16 protein-coding genes are annotated in these 17,434 nt (G+C 70.6%); 5 read left to right on the forward strand and 11 right to left on the reverse strand.

Annotation, left to right across the window (positions count from 1 at the left end; translation table 11 throughout):
• Positions 1-7 precede the first annotated feature (7 nt).
• Positions 8-340, reverse strand: a complete 333-nt coding sequence (locus D7Y11_RS20240; RefSeq protein WP_120576096.1) for a hypothetical protein — start codon at positions 338-340, stop codon at positions 8-10.
• 162 nt (positions 341-502) lie between these two features.
• On the opposite strand from D7Y11_RS20240, the gene D7Y11_RS20245 reads away from it, so the two are divergent.
• The 3 genes from D7Y11_RS20245 to D7Y11_RS20255 all read left to right on the forward strand — a co-directional run bounded on the left by D7Y11_RS20245 (position 503) and on the right by D7Y11_RS20255 (position 3,598).
• Positions 503-976 carry a YqaA family protein gene (locus tag D7Y11_RS20245; RefSeq protein ID WP_120599380.1) on the forward strand — a complete coding sequence of 158 codons (474 nt, stop codon included), beginning with the start codon at positions 503-505 and terminating at the stop codon, positions 974-976.
• A gap of 178 nt (positions 977-1,154) precedes the next feature.
• The gene (locus D7Y11_RS20250; protein WP_126934521.1) at positions 1,155-2,876 is read left to right on the forward strand and encodes a lamin tail domain-containing protein; all 1,722 of its coding nucleotides are present in this window, start codon (positions 1,155-1,157) and stop codon (positions 2,874-2,876) included.
• A 101-nt stretch (positions 2,877-2,977) separates the two neighbouring features.
• Entirely contained in the window at positions 2,978-3,598 is a 621-nt protein-coding gene (locus D7Y11_RS20255; protein ID WP_120576119.1) for a glutathione S-transferase family protein, read from the forward strand.
• A gap of 60 nt (positions 3,599-3,658) precedes the next feature.
• Here D7Y11_RS20255 and D7Y11_RS20260 read toward each other — a convergent pair whose 3' ends face one another.
• The 8 genes from D7Y11_RS20260 to D7Y11_RS20290 form a co-directional block, all read right to left on the reverse strand.
• Positions 3,659-5,380, reverse strand: coding sequence for a S28 family serine protease (locus tag D7Y11_RS20260; RefSeq protein ID WP_126934522.1), 1,722 nt, complete (start codon positions 5,378-5,380; stop codon positions 3,659-3,661).
• Positions 5,381-5,456: 76 nt separating this feature from the next.
• On the reverse strand, positions 5,457-7,787 hold the full coding sequence (locus tag D7Y11_RS45195; RefSeq protein ID WP_158641968.1) for an Ig-like domain-containing protein: 2,331 nt from the start codon (positions 7,785-7,787) through the stop codon (positions 5,457-5,459).
• A gap of 26 nt (positions 7,788-7,813) precedes the next feature.
• Positions 7,814-8,248, reverse strand: a complete 435-nt coding sequence (locus D7Y11_RS43350; protein ID WP_158624373.1) for a hypothetical protein — start codon at positions 8,246-8,248, stop codon at positions 7,814-7,816.
• Entirely contained in the window at positions 8,238-10,382 is a 2,145-nt protein-coding gene (locus D7Y11_RS43355; protein ID WP_158629082.1) for a hypothetical protein, read from the reverse strand. The genes D7Y11_RS43350 and D7Y11_RS43355 overlap by 11 nt, the downstream gene beginning before the upstream one ends.
• A complete protein-coding gene (locus D7Y11_RS20275) occupies positions 10,369-10,734 on the reverse strand; it encodes a c(7)-type cytochrome triheme domain-containing protein (RefSeq protein WP_120576091.1) in 366 nt (121 codons plus the stop codon). Before D7Y11_RS20275 ends, D7Y11_RS43355 begins: the two co-directional genes overlap by 14 nt.
• On the reverse strand, positions 10,731-10,928 hold the full coding sequence (locus D7Y11_RS20280) for a hypothetical protein (protein WP_126934524.1): 198 nt from the start codon (positions 10,926-10,928) through the stop codon (positions 10,731-10,733). Before D7Y11_RS20280 ends, D7Y11_RS20275 begins: the two co-directional genes overlap by 4 nt.
• On the reverse strand, positions 10,925-11,527 hold the full coding sequence (locus tag D7Y11_RS20285; RefSeq protein ID WP_158629083.1) for a NapC/NirT family cytochrome c: 603 nt from the start codon (positions 11,525-11,527) through the stop codon (positions 10,925-10,927). Before D7Y11_RS20285 ends, D7Y11_RS20280 begins: the two co-directional genes overlap by 4 nt.
• Before the next feature lie 107 nt (positions 11,528-11,634).
• A complete protein-coding gene (locus tag D7Y11_RS20290; protein ID WP_120576088.1) occupies positions 11,635-11,988 on the reverse strand; it encodes a hypothetical protein in 354 nt (117 codons plus the stop codon).
• Between the two features lie 305 nt (positions 11,989-12,293).
• Here D7Y11_RS20290 and D7Y11_RS20295 point away from each other — a divergent pair, with 305 nt between their 5' ends.
• Complete coding sequence (locus D7Y11_RS20295; protein WP_126934525.1) at positions 12,294-14,480, forward strand: peptidase; 2,187 nt, start codon at positions 12,294-12,296, stop codon at positions 14,478-14,480.
• Between the two features lie 17 nt (positions 14,481-14,497).
• On the opposite strand, the gene D7Y11_RS20300 is transcribed toward D7Y11_RS20295, so the two are convergent.
• On the reverse strand, positions 14,498-15,673 hold the full coding sequence (locus D7Y11_RS20300) for an AI-2E family transporter (protein WP_126934526.1): 1,176 nt from the start codon (positions 15,671-15,673) through the stop codon (positions 14,498-14,500).
• A 137-nt stretch (positions 15,674-15,810) separates the two neighbouring features.
• Here D7Y11_RS20300 and D7Y11_RS20305 point away from each other — a divergent pair, with 137 nt between their 5' ends.
• Positions 15,811-16,227, forward strand: a complete 417-nt coding sequence (locus tag D7Y11_RS20305) for a DoxX family protein (RefSeq protein WP_120576085.1) — start codon at positions 15,811-15,813, stop codon at positions 16,225-16,227.
• 10 nt (positions 16,228-16,237) lie between these two features.
• Here the strand turns inward: D7Y11_RS20305 and D7Y11_RS20310 are convergent.
• On the reverse strand, positions 16,238-17,434 hold a 1,197-nt coding region (locus D7Y11_RS20310), incomplete at its 5' end, for a threonine/serine exporter ThrE family protein (RefSeq protein ID WP_148139218.1).

Genomic DNA, 17,434 nt, shown 5'->3' on the forward strand with positions numbered 1-17,434 from the left:
CGGCGCTTCATTCTTCAATCGGCGGCTGGAGCGTGCCGAAGTGCTCCAGCCCCTGGTCCAGCGCGGAGCGCACCGCGTGGAGCAGGGCGCCGTCAGACAGTCGCCGCACCAGGACCATGCGGGTCGCCACGTAGGACGGCGCGCCTCCCAGCCGTGCCTCCAGCGCCTCCAGGGTGAGCACGGTGAGGACGAAGGTGCGTCCGTCGCGCAGCCGCACCACCAGGTTCCGGGAGCCCTCGAAGTGCAGCGCCGGGTTCTCCGCCACCAGCAGGGAGGCGATCCGCTCGTCCTCCGTATCGATGGACCGCAGTCCTGACCGTTCGCGCGTCGAGCGTCGCATGGCGGGGACGATGGGGACCCCCACCCGGGCCTACAACCCCTGCCCCTGGGAGGGCCGCGTCGCCGGACAGCCTCCGGCCCCGCGGGCCAGGGTGGCGGGCAGGGGAGCGCTGACGCCGCACAAGACGAACGCCCCGTGCCGGGTGTATGGCCCAGGCCGCCCATGCCCGCCGAGCCGTCCATCCTGTCCACCTGGGGCCTTCCCGGGATGTTCTTCGTCGCCATGCTGGCGGGCTCCGTGGTGCCGGTGCCCTCCGAGGCGATGCTCGCCGCCCTCATCTACAACGGCACGCCGCCGGTGATGGCCACCGTGGTGGCCACCGTGGGGAACGTGCTGGGCGCGGTGACGCTCTACATCCTGGGGCAGTGGGTGTCGCGCGGCGGAGGCGGGGCCGTGGGCCGCTGGGTGTCGCGCCGCCGGGAGAAGGAAGGCCCGCGCATGGCGCGCGTGGAGGCGAACCTGCGCACCTGGGGCGCTCCCGCCCTGCTCATGTCGTGGCTGCCCATCCTGGGCGACGCGTTCGTGCTCGCGGGCGGCTTCGTGGGCGTGCGCCCCTTTCCCTTCGTCGTCTTCGTCACCCTGGGCAAGGGTCTGCGCTACGCCTTTGTCGCGCTGTCCACCACGGCAGCCATGTAACAATGCGTAACATTGCGCGTCCCTGCCGGGGGGGATGCGCCGCTCACGAAACGTTTCAAGGAATGTGACGGATAAACGGCGGTGGCGTCGTGTACGCGGAATACTGCGTCCGCGGCGCTGCCGTGACGTCCCTGACCCTCTACGGCTCCCGGGTTCTCCGGGAGCAGGATGAAACATCGTGAGCCTGAAACAAGACCTCTTCCGGCGGCCTGCCGCCTCCTGGCGTACGTGGTCCTTCACGCTGGTGTGCGCGGCGCTCAGCGCGTGCGGTGGCTCCGTGGAGGCGGACGCGGAGGAGACGGCGCCGGAGTTCGTCGCGCGTGAGGACTCGCTGACGAACGTGCGGCTGCGCCTGATGGCGGCCAACCTGAGCAGCGGCAATGGGCAGGACTACAACCCGGGCCACGGCCTCCGCATCTTCCAGGGCACGGACGCGGACGTCGTGATGATTCAGGAATTCAACTACCAGACGGACTCCGCGGCGGACATCCGCGCCTTCGTGGACACGGCCTTCGGCACGGGCTTCTCGTACTACCGCGAGGCCGGTGCGCAGATTCCGAACGGCATCATCAGCCGCTACCCCATCATCGCCGCCGGCGAGTGGGACGACACGCAGGTGTCCAACCGCGACTTCGCGTGGGCGCGCATCGACATCCCGGGGCCCAAGGACCTGTGGGCCATCAGCGTGCACCTGCTGACCACCAGCTCCAGCGTCCGCAACACGGAAGCGAACAACCTGGTGAAGTTCATCAACGCCAACGTGCCCGCCAGCGACTACCTGGTCATCGGTGGTGACTTCAACACCGGCAGCCGCAGCGAGGCGACCTTCAGCACCTTCTCCAGCGTGGTGTCCACGGCGTCGCCGTACCCGGCGGACAAGAATGGCAACACCAACACCAACGCGGGCCGCAGCTCGCCGTACGACCACGTGCTGGTGGACAACGACCTGCGCGCCTACCAGACGTCGGTGGTGATGGGCTCCAGCACCTTCGCCAACGGCCTGGTGGTGGACACGCGCGTGTACTCGCCCCTGTCCGACATCTCCCCGGCGCTGTCGGGCGACAGCGGCGCGTCCGGCATGCAGCACATGGGCGTCATCAAGGACTTCCTCATCCCGGGGGACGGCGCGACGTCCTCCTCCGTGACGGTGCTGTCGCCCAACGGCGGTGAGAGTTGGACGGCCGGCTCGGCGCGCACCATCACCTGGACGGCGTCTGGCGTCTCCAACGTGAAGGTGGAGTACTCGCTGAACGGTTCCACCTGGACCACCATCACGTCCAGCACGGGCGCGTCCTCCGGCAGCGTGGCGTGGACGGTGCCCTCCAGCGCCAGCACCACCGCGTGGGTGCGCGTGAGCGACGCGAGCAACGCCACCGTCACCGACCTGTCCAACGCGGCCTTCACCATCACCACGGGCGGCACCGGTGGCACGGGCAACGTGTTCATCAACGAGGTGCTCATCAACGAGCCGGGTTCGGACGTGAACGGCGAGTTCGTGGAGTTGCTCAACAGCGGCACGGCGGCGGTGGACCTGAGCGGCTGGACGGTGTCGGACGGCACGGCCGTGCGCCACACCTTCGCCAGCGGCACCTCGGTGGCGGCGGGCAAGGCGGTGGTGGTGTTCGGCGGTGCGTCTGGCATCCCGTCCGGCACGCCAGGTGCGGTGGCCGCGTCCACGGGCCAGCTGAACCTGGGCAACAGCGGTGACACCGTCACGGTGAAGAACAGCGCGGGCACCGTGGTGAGCACGGCCACGTTCGCCTCGTCGCTCGCGGGCACGGACGGCGTGTCCGCCAACCGCAGCCCGGACGCGTCCTCCACGGCCAGCTTCGTGCTGCACACGGGCGTGTCCAGCCTGACGAGCTCTCCTGGCAAGCGCGCCAGCGGCGCCGCGTTCTAGTCCTGAACACCGCTCCTCCGGACGACGCTGGTCCGGAGGAGCGACCTGGGAGAGTGTGCCCCCGGAACGTCCTGCTTCCGGACGCGAGGAGCCCTCCCATCATGCTGAAGGTCCATCACCTCTCCGAATCCCGCTCGCAGCGCATCCTCTGGCTCCTGGAGGAGTTGGGGCTCGACTACGAGGTCGTCCGCTACGAGCGTGACCCGAAGACGGGGTTCGCTCCGCCGGAGCTCAAGGCCGTCCACCCGCTGGGCAAGTCGCCGCTGGTGGAGGACGACGGCCGGGTGCTGGCGGAGTCCGGCGCCATCATCGAATCGCTGATCCGCAAGCATGGCCAGGGCCGGTTGTCGCCCGCGCCGGAGGACCTGGACCGCTACACGCACTTCCTGCACTACGCGGAAGGCTCCGCGATGCTGCCCATCGTGCAGCTGCTCTACGTGAAGCGGCTGGGCGACGCCGCGGCGCCCATCAAGCCGCGCATCGACTCCGAGCTGAAGAACCACCTGGACTACCTGGAGGGGGTGCTTCAGGGCCGTGAGTACCTGGTGGGCAACGGGCTGACGGGCGCGGACATCCAGCTGAGCTTCGTGCTGGAGGCCGCGAAGTCCTTCCGTTTGCTGGCGGCGCTGCCGAACCTCACGGCCTACCTCGACCGGCTCCATGCGCGCCCCGCGTACCAGCGGGCCCTGGAGCGGGGCGGGCCGTACAAGATGGGCCGCTGAAAAGACGACGGGCCGCCCCGGAGTACACCGGGACGGCCCGCGACCTGTCCGACTGTCGGACTAGTTTTGCGTCGCCGCGCGCAGACGGGGCGGCACGTGGGGCCCGAAGTCAGGCGGCTCCTCCGACCGGAGGTACTTGGGAGCGCGCTTCAGCGGGGCGATGCCCATCCAACGGTTGAGGTTGGCCTTCGCCTCCGCCTGCTGGGCCGCCGGGAGCTGGCTGATGCGCGCGTTGTGGTTTCCGCCCTCCACCGTGTACAGGTAGGAGTCCTGCGAATTGCCCAGCACGTAGGCCGCCGCCGTCCACGGGTCGTAGCTGCCGTAGATGAACATCAGGCGCTGGCCCTGGGAGGAAACCCAGTCCTGGATGTCCGGCATGGCCTCGGGACGGAACACGAACGGGATGCCTGGCGGCGAGTACACCTCGCCGGTGTCGGTGTCCGGGAAGTGGATGAGCGCGCCCAGGTGCTTCTCATAGGGCTGGGGCCAGCCCAGCTCCGCCGCGGCCTGGTAGTAGTAGGCGGCGTACGGGGTGATGCCTGAGTCCGCGAACGACCCCATGCCCACCGCGTAGTCCATCGCGTCGAACAGCTCCTGGTCCGTGGCGGTGGCGGTGGGGATGTTCCGGTTGCAGTTCGCCGCGGAGTCGTACTGCCAGAAGGCGAAGTAGGTCTCGATGGCGGCGTGCTCCAGCACCAGCTCCCGGCCCAGCTGCGAGTACGTCAGATTGTTGCTCGCGGCGTAGGCGTCCACGAGGGAGAGCATCTGGCTCCGGCGCGAGAGCACTTCACGCTGGAAGGCCCACAGCCGCTCGCGGCAGGCCAGCTGCGCGTCACCGCCCACGGTGTCCTGGAACGTCACGAAGCGCTCGTCGTTGCGCAGGGCGATGGGCGCCACGTACGCCACGGTGGCGTCCACGTCGTCCGGGTGGAAGCGGCGGAAGAACACCACCGTCTCGCCGCCCTTGCTGCCGCCGGTGGACACCCACTTGCCGGTGTAGATGGGCTTGAGCGCCTGGACGATGCGGTGGAAGTCATCCGCGGACTGGCGGATGGTGAGCTGGCTCCAGTCCGCGGGCGACGGAATGCTCGGCGGGAAGAAGCGGTGCTCCACGGCGACCTGGTTGGCGGACAGGAGCTGCGTGGGCTCCGAGCGGCCGACGACGGTGGAGACGCTGTATCCGCTGGTGTAGAGCACCATCGGGCTGGCATCCGCCTTGTGCAGCAGCGTCGCGCGCTGCTCGAAGCGCTGGCACTCCGGGTGGGCGTGATCCGCCGGCTGGTTGTACCTCAGGACGAAGAACCGGTAGCCCGCGGGGACACTGCCGCCGGTTCGATCCTGGTCCACGATGAGGCCCGGGATGGCCTCCAACCGGGTCCGGATGTCCAACGACGTGTTCTGGATGATGCTCAGGTCCGGGGGCGTGTCGACCCAGCCGCTCGGGGTGCACGTCACCACGCCGCCGTCCGTGCCCGCATCGGCGTCCGTGCCCGCATCCACCTCGGAGCCCGCATCGGCGTCGGTGCCCGCATCGGCGTCCGTGCCCGCGTCCGTCCCGGAACCCGCATCGGCGTCCGTGTCCGCATCGGCGCCCGCGTCCGCGTCGGTGCCCGCATCCGAGCCTGCGTCCACGGCCTGGGTGCCGCTGTCGGGACGCGGCTCGTTCGGTTCGTCATCGCCACAGGCGACCGGTCCCCCCAGCAGCATGAGCAGGGGGACGAGCGACGCCCAGTGGGCCAGGCGCGACGGCTTGGAGGGCTGGGAGAACAGGAAGGGTTTCATCGGTCCGCGGCCCTCGGCGACCGTGCTCGCCGGACGTGTCCCGGCGAGCGACGGGGATCGAGCGCGGATTCCAGCCTCAAGGCCGCTGCATGTTCAAGGGGGCCGCCCCCGTGAGGTCCTCCACGCTGTCGTAGAGGAGCTGCCCGACGTAGTTGAAGTTGTGCGCCCAGGCGCCGGGGTCCTTCCTACTCAGCTGGTAGTTGTGGGCGGCCTTCACGAGCGCGGGCGTGAACGGCGCGAACGCGTTGGCGGAGACGGACTCGGTGGCGCTGCAGGCCCCGTTCTTGTCCGTGTCCTTGAAGAAGTACGGATTGACGTCGCCGTTGTAGCAGAGGCCGTTGTTCGTCACCCCGCGCATGGCGGTCAGCAGGCGTGCGGCCATGCCCTCCACCTCCGCCTCCAGGGGCTCCGCGGTGTTCCCGTCGCCGTCGTAGTCCGACACGTGGACGAGCCGGATCTGCTCCGCCGCGCTCTGGTCCGCGTGGCACGTCTCACAGCGCTCGTTCCACGCGTCCTGGATGCGGAAGGTGTGGTTGCTCTTGCCCGGGACATGGCAGCTGGTGCACTGCACCCCGCCCATGTGCGTGAGCCGGCCCGCGTAGGTCTTGTTGGGGTACTCGTAGCCGATCCGCGCCAGCGTTCCTTCGCGCGTCCCCGCGGCCGGCAGGTAGTGCACGTTCTGGAAGCGCGGCGTGCCCCCCGCGCTCAGCGCCGTGTCGATGGTGGCCTTGGACGCGCGGCCGATGTGGCAGTTGGCGCAGAGGTTGTCCTGGCCCGGCAGGTTCACCGTCTTGCCGTCCGGCAGCCACGTCTGGGCGGGGACGAAGACGTCGTAGTCCGGTTCGAAGTTCTCGTGGCAGGTGGAGCACTCCAGGCCGTTGGCGGTCTCCGGCACCAGCTGCCCGACCCCGTACTGGACGAAGAAGCGGTAGCCCTGCGCGCCGCTATGGCAGCGCGAGCAGCTGGCCTGGACGGTCTCGCTCGAGTCCCAGTTGCGCGCCGCCTTGCTGGCGCCGTTGAAGTGGCCCGGATCGTTGCGCACCAGCAGCGACGTGTCGAAGGGCACGCTCAGCGCCGTGTTCAACGACTGGGTCGAGTCATGCAGCAGCTGGATGATGTACTTCGCGTTGTGCGCGAACGCGCCCGGGTCCACCCGCGACAGCTGGTAGTTGTACGCCGCCTTCTGCAAGCGGGGCGTCCAGCCGGCGAACGCGTTGGTGGCGGTGGCTTCGGCTGGATTGCAGGTCCCGTCTCCGTTGGTGTCCCGGAACCAGTAGGGGTGGGCGTTGCCGTAGCAGAGGGGCCGGGCCCGCTCCGCGCCGTACCGCTGGATGGCGGCGAGCAGCCGGTCCCGCAGGCCCTGGATCTCGTAGTAGATGCCCTCGGTGCGGTTGTGGTCCCCGTCGTAGTCCTGATTGCGCGAGGCAATCTGCCGGATGTCCCAGGCCTTCGTGACGTCGGTCACGCCGGGGTGGCAGGTGGCACAGGCATCCCAGCGGACCCGCGTGGTGTGCGGGTCATGGCACTCGTTGCACTTGTCGAAGCTGGGGACGTGGCGGAAGCGCGAGTCGTAGACCTGATCCGCGTACTGATAGCCGCCCGCGGCCTGACTGGCGAAGAGCGTCGCGCCCGCGGGGTAGTAATGGATGTTGGTGAAGCCCAGGGCGGGCGAGGCGGTGTCCTCGCCCACCACGCCCGCGTCCGCGACCTGCGCGTCGATGTCCCTGCCCGCGGCGCGCCCCTGGTGACACACCACGCACCTCGCCTCCGGGCCCAGGCCGGTGACCTGCTTGCCCGAGGGGAAGGTGACCGCGGTCAGGCTGGAGGCGGCGCTGTCGTGGCACGTCTCGCAGCGGACCACGGACTGCGTCGGCGCGGGGGCGTCCACCCTGCCAGGGGCGGACCCGTCACCGCCCAGGAAGTCGATGTAGCCCTCCGAGCTGTGGCACCGCGCGCAGCTGGCGGGGACGAGGCCGTCCTCGTTCCAGTGGGAGAAGGCCTCGGCGGTGGTGTCCGCGTGCGGAGAGCCTGACCAGGCGAGGTAGTAGGGCACCTGGTTGGGGTCGACTCCGCCGTCGCCCGCGAGGCCTCCCATCACCACCACCACATGGCGCGCCTCCAGCCTGGAGCTCGCGCCGGTGACCTTGATGGTGGTCTCTCCCGCGCCCACGCCCGTCACCTGCCCGGAGTCGTCCACGGTCGCGATGGCCGGGGCCTCGCTCTCCCAGTGGTATCCGTCGTCGGTGGCCTCGCGCGTGGTGACCGTGAGCTGGATCGCCTGTCCCACGAGCACCGAATGCGGGCCGTCGGTGACGAGCTCCGGGTGGGGCGTCTCCAGTTTGGCGCAGGCGCTCAGCGCGCAGGTCAGGAGCAGCGGTCCAGCCAGGAGCAGGAGGGGTCGTCTCATGGGGGACTCCTCGGGAAGAAAGTGCGTCATGGTTGAGCGCCTCCGGAGATCCACGCGAGGAGGGTCTGGTACTCCGGGGTGCCCTCCCCATAGACGGCCCCGCCGCCGTGGCCCGCGCCGGAGGACTTGCGCAGCAGCCGGCTGGCGGAGGGATTGGAGGTGTCCGTGAGGGAGATGGCCGCCGCGTAGTCCGCGTCGGCATCGCCCGTCAGCAGGAACGAGGTGCTGCCAGCGGCGCCCCCGCTGCGATGGCAGCTCTGGCATCCGGTGGTGAGGAGCGGATGGACGTCGCTCGCGAAGGACACGGCGCCTCCTCCGTCCCCTTCGCCACCGCCGTCGGTGGGGAGCGCACCGGCGTCGGCGGCGACGGGGCCACGCTCGAAGTCAGCGCAGCCAACTGCCAGCGCGAACATCGCGGTGAGGACCGCGGCCCGTGTCTGGATGCGGGAGTCAGAACTCATACGCCACCACCAGCCGGGTGAAGTCGTCCGGCGTTTCGTCTGTCTTTTCCAGGTTCCAGAACTGGAAGAGGCCTGCGCTCAAGCCCCGCCACCGCGCGACCACGCCCACGTTGTGGCCGGAGGCGTCCTCCCGGGTGAGCGCGTTCGAGTCCAGGATGAGGCCTCGCCGGTTTCCGAAGGTGCGCAGCCCCTGCCGGTACTGGAGGTAGAGCCAGTCCGTGGGGTGGTAGCGCAGCTGGAGGTAGCTGGCGAAGTGGTAGGAGTCCGCGCCCGGCCCGCCGTAGCCCTCCGCCTCTCCCCCGGAGACATCCGCGCGCAGCAGCCCGGCGCCCAGCGAGAAGTGCTCCAGCACCGGAAGCCCGCGCGGACGCCACACCGCCACGTCCAGCGCCTGGAGGAACAGGCGGCGCCCGAACCCCAGCGAATTGAAGTAGGGCGAGTACCACACGTTGATGGGGCCCCAGGAGCCGCCAAGCCTCGCCCCGACGCCCAGGCGGGTGTCCTCCAGCGGTGCCAGGTCCGACTGGAGGTTGAGCACCGCGTCCGCGCGCTTCAGCCGGTAGCCGGAGATGACATAGGCGTCGCCGGAGAAGGCGATGGGCCCCATGCGGCGCTCCACGTTCACCGTCAGCCCTTCGCGGGCGAACACCACCGGAATCACCCGCTGGTCGAAGCCCGCGAGCCCTCCGTAGCTGTGGTGGAAGAGCGGATCCGCGCCGAAGGGCACCAGGATCTTACCCCCCTTGGCGAACACCTTCACCGGCCACGACGCCCCGTTGATCCGGTAGCCCACCTCCCAGAACTGGAGCGAAAGCATCTCCAGGGTGAGGGTCACCGGATCCTCGGCGGACTGTCGCGTCAGGAAGAGGAAGTGGTGGTAGCTGCGCAGCGCGCTCTCGCCCTCCGACTTGAAGGGGTGGTCGTTGTAGTTGACGCGCTCGTAGTTGAGGTCGAAGCGTCCGTTCAGGCTCAGCGAGCCGAGGACCGGGAAGGTCCCCAGCGGCACGCCGCCGTGAGGGCCCGTCGGCGCGTGCGGGCTGGCCGGGGTGGATGGCGGTGCCGGGGGCGCCACGGCCGTCCCGGGCTCGGTGGGCGTGGGCGGAGCGGTGGCCACGGCGGCGTTCGCGGTGACGGGTGCGTTCGTCCCCAACGCGCCCGCGTCAATCCACCGGGCCAGGAGCGACAGCTGCGCGCTGCCCGGCTCCCACACCGCGCCGCCCGGGTGCGAGTCGCCCTTCGCGCGCTGGTACAGGATGCTGCTGGCGGCAGTGCCGGGCACCACCAGGGACTCCACCGAACGCAGGTGCTGCTCCGGATCCGCGTGGGTCACGTAGCGGCTGGCGCCGCCCATCCCGTCCGAGGCATGACAGCTGGAGCAGTCCGCCAGCAGGGCCTCGTGCACCTGGGGGGCGAAGCGCGGCGCGGCCGAGGCGTCCCCGGAAGGCGGGCCGGCGCTCGCGGACGCGGATGGCGCCGGGTTGGAGACGGAGGGCGTGGCCGCGACGGGCGCGGTGGGCGCTGGACTGGAAACAGGATGCGCGGCCGCGGGCGCGCTGTCGTGGGAGGGATGCGGAGCGCCAGGGCTGGCCGCGGTCGTGCCGCCGCGTGCCTTGCCGGGCGGGGCGCCTCCTTCAATCCACCGCAGGATCGTCGCGTACTCCGCCGACTCCACCGCGAAGACCTTCTTGCCTCCGTGAAGCGTGGTGCCGGTGCCCTTCTTGAGCAGCGGGCTCTGGGCGGCGGTGGCGGGCTGCACGAAGCGCAGCGTGGCCTCGTAGTCCGCCGGCTCGCCCCGGAGCACCCAGCGGGACCGGGACGCCATTCCCTCCGGGCCGTGGCAGGACCCGCACTCCTTCTCCAGGATGGGCCGCACGTCCTCCGCGAAGCCCGGCACGCGGGGCCGGTTCGCGCTGGCGGGCGTCCGCGCGGGGGGCGCGGATGGGGGCCTGGCGGCCTCCGTGGGAGACGGCGTTCCCGCGTCGGGCGCAGCCTGCGCGGGGGGCGGCTTGATGCCCAGCCGCTCCTGGAGCTGCCGCCGCTTCTCCTCCTGCGACTGCGCTCGCGCGGGGCCTGGGACGGACAGCACCAGCGCGCAGGCGAACAGCGTCCAGGTGCCCAGGTCAGCGACGCGCATGGCACGCCTCGCATTCCATGGTGCGCCAGGCCCTGGCGGCCTGTCCGTCATGGCAGCGCCCGCAGTAGCGGCCCTCTCGCATGTCCTGATGCGTGAAGCCCAGCCGGGCCTGCGGGAACGTGCCGGGGTGGCAGCTGTAGCAATACATGGAGCCATGCCCCCAATGGGAGAACAGCGCCGGAGCGGGCGCGGCGCGCTCCTTGAGCGGAGGCAGCCGGACGTCCTGCGGCGAGTTCACGGCGAAGATGGGAGTCGTGAACAGGAGGAGGGCGACGAGCCCCACCCGCCACCGTCCCCCGCGAAGGAGGACGGACGCGGACGGCCCCGAGGCGTCGGACGCGGAGCGCCTCATAGGGCCTTTTGCTCCTTCAAGATCTTCCAGACCGTGACGCCGTAGAGCAGGACCCCCAGCAGGACCAGAGGGACGCCCACGGCCGTGGAGATGACGAAGGTCAAGGGCGTCCAATAGAAGAGGGCGAACAGTTGGATGAGCAGCCCCGCCAGGACGAAGAGGGCCGCCACGCGGATGCGCTTGTCGTGGCTCATGGACGCGGCCGCTCCGGCAGCCAGAAGTTCTGGGCCTTCACGCCCTCCAGGTCGTGCGCGAGGTCATGGCAGCTCAGGCACGAGCGGGCCCCGCTCTGGAGCTCCGCCTGGAGCTCCCGGTGCGGCCCGGCCTCCAGGTAGCCGCGCGCATCGTTGTGGCAGTGGAGGCAGTTGTAATTGGGATACGGCTGATAGAGCCGGGGCTCCGGGGGGATGGTCCCGAAGTAGTGGACCCAGACGTGCCTCAGGCCGTTGAGCTTGGCCTTCGCGTCCCCGAAGAGCGCGTAGTCCGTGTGGCAGGAGAAGCAGGTGGAGTCGCGGTTGATGAGCCGCTTCTGGTAGTGGACCGCGGCCAGGGCGTTGGGGTTGTCCACGAACAGGCTCTGCCCGTAGCGCTCCATCTCGTGGCAACCCATGCAGAACTGGGTCTGGCTCGATTCGCGCACGCCCACCGCGACCCCGGCACCGCTGACGGCCAGCGGGAGGATGGCCAGTCCTCCGAGCAGCACCAGGCGTCCCAGCCCGTTCGCGGTGAGGTGGCCAGCGGCATGGGCAATCATCCCCACGAGCACGGCCACCGCGCTGACAATCACAATCATGAGGGTGGGCAGTGGAGCCTCCATGGAGTCTGGGTCGTGACAACCGTGCAGTGAGGCGATTCAGGAGCGCTGGGGGACCCGGAGGGCCGCCGCAACGGCGTCTCGCGCTAGCGGGAGGGCTCCCCGGCGGAGGGCGGAAGGGGGATGGGCTCCACCTGCGCTGTCTGCCCGTCCACGCGCAGGTCCAGGGACTGCTGGCCCGCCGGCGAGGCGTACCGCAGCCACCAGGACGCCTCCCCTTGCTTCGCCATCACCAGCTCCAGGGCCTGGTCCTGGCTCCGCGCGAACGCGGCCCCCAGCCTCACCGCCTCCTGATAGCCCACGGTGAGCGCCACCGAGGTGGGAGGTGGAGGCAGCGGGGGCGAGGGATCCGCACGCGTCTGCATCGAGGACCCCGCGCACCCCGCGGCGCTGAGGGCGGCGAGCAGGACGGCGCGGCGCAGGGAGAGCGAAGAGGTCATGGTCGCTGGCTCGAACGGAGGGGAGGAATGAAACCTGTCCGGCCTTCGACACTGCATGCCCCGTACCGGAGTGGACTCGTGCCCTCCGTGGAGGTGGGCCCGGGCGCGGGTGCGCATCCCGCCTGGGTGTCCCGGCGCAAACCTTGCGCGAGCCGGCGGCATCCCGCGCATTCCTTGCGGCGCGCGGAACCCGGCCTGCCCCGGCCGCACACTCTGTCTGGCCGTGAGGGGGGCGGCGGCGCGCGGCTTGAGTCCACCCCGCGCGCGGGGTAGCCACGTCCCGTCACGTCTCCCTGGAGCCCTCCATGAAGCCCCTGCTGCTGGCCGCGGTCCTCGCCGCCGCGCCCGCCACCCCGCAGAAGTCCCCGGCGCCTGACGCCGGCCTCACGCAGGCCGCGCAGCCCTCCCTCACCGTGCCCGGAGGGAAGTTCCTCCGCGCCCGCTCCGGCAACACCGCCGTGGCCCAGATGTTCGCGCCGGGCATCGCGGAGCTGTCACTGGCGGAGAAGCGCGTGGCGTGGTCCCTGACGCTCGCGGCGCACGCGGGCGAGGACATCGCGTTGGATCAGCTCGGTTGGAAGCTGGTGCCGACGAAGCAGCTGCTGGAGGGCGTCTGGCTCTTCGGCCGCGACGCGCAGAGCTCCGCGTCCGGCTTCGACGCGAAGCTGGCGGACTACCTGCTGCGCTTCTACGGACACGGCGGCAACCACGACAGCACCACCGGCCAGAAGTTCGTCCCGGCCTTCACCGCGGAACAGCTCGCGGCCGGCGCTTCCCGCGCACTCAAGGCCGGCGCGCCCTGGACGGTGAAGGACGACGCCGCGCTCCAGGCCTGGCTCCAGGAGCTGACGCCCACCCTCTTCGACGCGGCCTTCGAGCCGCAGCTCACCTCCAAGGCCCCACCGCCGGGACAGGACCTCCTCACCGCGTCCTCCAACACGGCCTATGGCCCCGGCGTGACGGAGAAGGACCTGGTGGGCTTCAAGGAGAAGTACCCGCTCAACTCGCGCGTGGTGAAGCAGGACGGCAAGCTGGTGGAGCAGGTGTTCCGCGCGGGCACGCCGGACGGCAAGGTGAAGCCGGGGCTGTACGCGAAGGAACTCTCGCGCGTCATCGCGCACCTCCAGGAGGCGATGAAGTCCGCCGAGCCCGCGCACAAGGCCGCGCTGGGCAAGCTGGTGCGCTACTTCCAGACGGGCAGCCCCAAGGACTGGGACGCGTACAACATCGCGTGGCTCAAGGTGGACCCGAAGGTGGACGCCAACCTGGGCTTCATCGAGACCTACGTCGACCCGCGCGGCCACAAGGGACAGTGGGAAGGGCTGGTCAACTACCGCGACACGGCGGAGAACCAGATCATGGTGCTCATGGGCCAGAAGGCCCAGTACTTCGAGGACCGGCTGCCCTGGCCGCAGAAGTACCGCCGCAAGAAGGTCTCGCCGCCGGTGGCCAAGGCCATCAACCTCATCACGTCCAACCCGGAGCCGCCCGCGGGCATCAACCTGCCCAACGAGCAGCACATCCGGGAGAAGTACGGCAGCAAGAGCGTGATGATCACCAACGTCATGGACGCCGCCTCCGCCGTGACGCGGCTGCCCCTGGCGCTGGAGTTCTCCCGCACGGCGGAGGACCGCGAGCAGGCCCAGAAGTACTCCGTCACCGCGCGCAAGTGGCTGGTGGCCTTCCACGAAGTGCTGGGCCACGCCTCCGGCCAGGTGGATCCGAAGTTGAAGGGCCAGTCCCCGTCCGTCTTCCTCAAGGAGTACGACAACACGCTGGAGGAGGCGCGCGCGGACCTGGTCGCGCTGTGGCACGCGTTCGACCCGGCGCTCGCGGAGCTGTCGCCGGACCACGAGGCCATCGCCCGGCAGATGTACCGGGACTTCCTGGTGGAGGGGCTCACCAACCTGCGCCGCGTGGAGACGGGCAACGCCTTCGAGGAGGACCACCAGCGCGGCCACCACATGACGGTGACGTTCCTGGAGGAGAAGGGCGCGGTGAAGCAGGTGACGGAGAATGGCCGCACCTACCTGGTGATTCCGGACTACGCGAAGATGCGCGAGGCCGTGGGCGAGCTGCTCTCCAAGCTGATGGTCATCAAGGCCACCGGCGACTACGAGGGCATCCGCACGCTGGTGCAGGAGAAGGGCATCCACTTCGACCCGAAGCTGCGCGACGAGGTCGCCCGCCGGGTGAAGGCCGTGGACGTGCCCACGGTGCTGCTGCTCAATTCGCCGCGCGTGGTGCCGGTGCTGGACGCGAAGGGGGCGGTGGTGGACCTGAAGGAGGACACCACCCAGGCCTTCGTGGATCAGCACCTGGAGCGCAGCCTGCTGGGCCGGCTGTCCCCCGCGGAGGCCAGCCGTGTCGCCGCGCGGGTGGCGGGCTCGCCGGACGGGGTGCGCGAGGCCTTCAGGGAACTGGGGCCGGAAACGGCTCCGGCGCCGACCCCCGCGAAGAAGGGTGCGGCGCCGGTGAAGTCCACGCCCTGAGCGGGGCTCAGGGGCCGTCAGTGGTTGGACGGCGTGTCGGTGTCCGTGATGGGCGTGCCGGACTCCGTGGTGAGCACGACATGCTGGGAGCCCGGCTGGATGGGGCCTCCCGGCGAGGCCGGGTCGCCCATCCGTCCGTTGGGCCGGCCGTAGTCGCGCTCGTAGATGCGCACCACGGAGAGGAAGAAGGCGACGATGAGGGGCCCCAGCAGCAGGCCCACCGCGCCGAACGCCGCCAGGCCGCCCAAGAGGGCGAAGAAGACGATGGCGCCGTGCTGGTTCATGCCCTTCCGGGCCAGCAGCGGCTTGACGACGTTGTCCACGAGCCCCACCACGACGACGCCCCAGATGGCCAGGAAGAGGGCCGCCCACGGGTGGCCGCTGAGGAACATCAGGCCCGCCGCGAAGAGCACCACCACCGCGGCGCCCACGGCGGGGATGAGGGCGAGGAAGAACGTGAGGCCCGCGAAGAACAGCGGCGCGGGCACCCCCACGATGAGGAAGCCGATGAGCGCGACCGCGGCCTGGACGCCCGCGGTGGCGATGGTGGAGACGAGCACCGACACGGAGGTGCTCTTGAACTCGCGCAAGAGCTCCCGCGTCTGTCCGCGCCTGAGCGGCGACACGCTCTCGATCCACTGCACCAGCCGCGCGCCGTCGGTGAGGAAGAAGAAGAGGGCGATGAGCATCATCGTCAGCTGGAGGATGATGGTGCCCGTGGCGGCCACTGCTCCCGTCACGGCCTTGGCGGCGGTGCCCCCTTGGGTCGTCATCTGCTCCTGGAGCTTCTGGTCCAGTTCGGCCTGCTCCAGCGGGAGCCGCTCAATCAGCTTGCTCACCGGGCCCTGGATGCCGCTGGGGAGCTTCTCCACCAGGCCCGTCATCCCGTCCTTCTGCACGGCCCCCGTCACGAAGCGCGCGCCCTCGGACACCTCCGCGACGACGAAGGCTGTGAGGCCGCCCAGGGGCAGCAGCAGGGCCAGCAGGATGCCGCTGACGATGAGCCCGGAGGACACGTTGCCGTGGCCGCGCAGCCGCTTCTTCAGCCGGGTGTGCAGTCCGTAGAAGGTGCCCGCCAGCACCGCCGCCAGGAAGAACGCCTCCGCGAAGGGCCGGATGACCAGGCACAACAGGACGATGGACAGCAGGATGAGACCCACGAAGACGCGTCGCGCTACCTGATCGGAGGCCATGGCCTTGCCAAGTTAGGGAGCCGGACCTGTCGGCGGGAGCCTGCCCGGCCGGATTGTCCCCAGAACATTCCCCTCGGCCCGGCAGCCTGCCTGCTCACGGGGCTTGGGAGCGGCGGAGGGGGCGCTAGAGTGCGCGCATGCCGCCCTTCGACTCCGCCCGCTTCACGCTCTGGCTTCCGCAGCTCCTGTGCGCCGCCTTCCTGGCCATCCTCTTCCTGCAGTCCGGCCTGGACAAGGTCGTGGACTGGAAGGGGAACCTGGGGTGGCTGACCGGCCACTTCTCCAAGTCGCCCCTGAAGGGCGTGGTGACGCCGATGCTGGCGGTCATCACCCTGATGGAGCTGGCGGCCGGTGCGCTGAGCGGGGCGGGCGCGGTGGCGCTGCTGGTGAACGGCAACCCGTTCTTCGCGTACCTGGGCGCGGTGCTCTCCGCGGTGTCGCTGCTGGCGCTCTTCTTCGGTCAGCGCATGGCGAAGGAGTACGCGGGCGCGGCGGTGCTGGTGCCGTACTTCATCGTCGCGCTCGCGGGCGTGTACCTGCTGCGGCTGGCGTGAGGCCGGCCCTTTAGAGCACCTTGCGCGAAGGCATGATGGCGTTGGCGGACAGCAGGCCCGCCGCCAGCGCCACCGCGACCATCAGCATGGAGAAGGCCGTGTCCACGCCGGCCACCACGTCGCGCTCCAGCAGCGACGCGAGGCTGCGGAAGCCCACGCTGCCGGGGACGAGCAGCATCAGCCCCGGCACCACGGTAGTGACGGCGGGCCGGTTGCGCAGCCTCGCCAGCGCGTTGCTCCCGATGCCCAGCAGCAGCGCGCCCGCGAAGGCGCCCAGCTGAGGCCCCAGCAGCAGCGCTCCCAGCCGCGCGCCCATGAACGCGGCGGCGCCGGCCAGGGCAATCCAGCCCCAGTCGCGCGGCCGGGCGCGGAAGAGCACCGCGATGGCGAAGCCCGCCACCACGAGCGCGGCGATGGCGACCCCCGGGGGGAGCACCGCGGGCAGGGCCGGCGTGGGCATGGGCACGGGAGGCAGCACCGTGGCCACGCGGCTGCCCAGGGCCGCGCCGAAGCCCAGCTGGAGGAAGATGAGCGCGGCGTGGGTGAGGCGCGACGTGCCGGAGATGAGGTTGCGCGTGGCCACCTCGTTGACGGCGATGGTGAGCGTGAGGCCGGGCAACAGGACGATGAGGCCCGCGAGCGTGGCCACCTCGCCGTGCAGCGGGCCGAAGAAGTGGGCCGCGAGCCCCGCGAACGCGGCGGACAGCACGGCCGCCACGGGCTCCAGCACGCGGGCGGTGGTCGGCTGCTTGCGGGTCAGCAGGTCCAGCGCGCCAATGGCCAGGCTGCTGACGCCGGCGACGCCCATCTCCTTCCAGCCGCCGCCGAACAGCAGCGCCGCGGAAGCGCCCGCCAGCATCCAGCAGAGCAGCTGCAGGGCGGGGCCGTAGCGCGGAGGCCGGGCGAGGATGTCCTCCACGCGGCGCGCGCCCACCGCGGGCGTGAGGCGCCCGTGGATGACGTCGTCCGCGAGCATGTCCAGGAGGATGAGGCGCTCCAGGTCCATGTCGCCGGGCTCCACGCGGATGAGGCTGGTGCGCAGGTCCTCGGGCGGGCCGAAGGAGGCGAAGATGGAGGTGGGCGTGGAGAAGAAGCGGGCCTCCAGGCCCAGCCGCTCGCTCACCTTCATCATCAGGCCCTCCAGGCGGTGGGCGGGCGTGCCGTGCCGGTGCAGGGCGTGGCCCAGGCGCAGCACGAAGGCCACCGC

The sequence above is a fragment of the Corallococcus sp. AB018 genome (genome assembly GCF_003986945.1).
GTDB lineage: Bacteria > Myxococcota > Myxococcia > Myxococcales > Myxococcaceae > Corallococcus > Corallococcus exiguus.

What these genes read in the sequence shown, in the direction of transcription:
- D7Y11_RS20255 (WP_120576119.1), top strand. Translation starts at nt 2,978, where the DNA reads ATGCTGAAGGTCCATCACCTCTCCGAATCCCGCTCGCAGCGCATCCTC.
- D7Y11_RS20305 (WP_120576085.1), top strand. Translation starts at nt 15,811, where the DNA reads ATGCCGCCCTTCGACTCCGCCCGCTTCACGCTCTGGCTTCCGCAGCTC.
- D7Y11_RS20280 (WP_126934524.1), bottom strand. Translation starts at nt 10,928, where the DNA reads ATGAGCCACGACAAGCGCATCCGCGTGGCGGCCCTCTTCGTCCTGGCG.
- D7Y11_RS20300 (WP_126934526.1), bottom strand. Translation starts at nt 15,673, where the DNA reads ATGGCCTCCGATCAGGTAGCGCGACGCGTCTTCGTGGGTCTCATCCTG.
- D7Y11_RS20275 (WP_120576091.1), bottom strand. Translation starts at nt 10,734, where the DNA reads ATGAGGCGCTCCGCGTCCGACGCCTCGGGGCCGTCCGCGTCCGTCCTC.
- D7Y11_RS20290 (WP_120576088.1), bottom strand. Translation starts at nt 11,988, where the DNA reads ATGACCTCTTCGCTCTCCCTGCGCCGCGCCGTCCTGCTCGCCGCCCTC.
- D7Y11_RS20240 (WP_120576096.1), bottom strand. Translation starts at nt 340, where the DNA reads ATGCGACGCTCGACGCGCGAACGGTCAGGACTGCGGTCCATCGATACG.
- D7Y11_RS20245 (WP_120599380.1), top strand. Translation starts at nt 503, where the DNA reads ATGCCCGCCGAGCCGTCCATCCTGTCCACCTGGGGCCTTCCCGGGATG.
- D7Y11_RS20295 (WP_126934525.1), top strand. Translation starts at nt 12,294, where the DNA reads ATGAAGCCCCTGCTGCTGGCCGCGGTCCTCGCCGCCGCGCCCGCCACC.
- D7Y11_RS43355 (WP_158629082.1), bottom strand. Translation starts at nt 10,382, where the DNA reads ATGCGCGTCGCTGACCTGGGCACCTGGACGCTGTTCGCCTGCGCGCTG.
- D7Y11_RS20260 (WP_126934522.1), bottom strand. Translation starts at nt 5,380, where the DNA reads ATGAAACCCTTCCTGTTCTCCCAGCCCTCCAAGCCGTCGCGCCTGGCC.
- D7Y11_RS43350 (WP_158624373.1), bottom strand. Translation starts at nt 8,248, where the DNA reads ATGAGTTCTGACTCCCGCATCCAGACACGGGCCGCGGTCCTCACCGCG.
- D7Y11_RS20285 (WP_158629083.1), bottom strand. Translation starts at nt 11,527, where the DNA reads ATGATTGTGATTGTCAGCGCGGTGGCCGTGCTCGTGGGGATGATTGCC.
- D7Y11_RS45195 (WP_158641968.1), bottom strand. Translation starts at nt 7,787, where the DNA reads ATGAGACGACCCCTCCTGCTCCTGGCTGGACCGCTGCTCCTGACCTGC.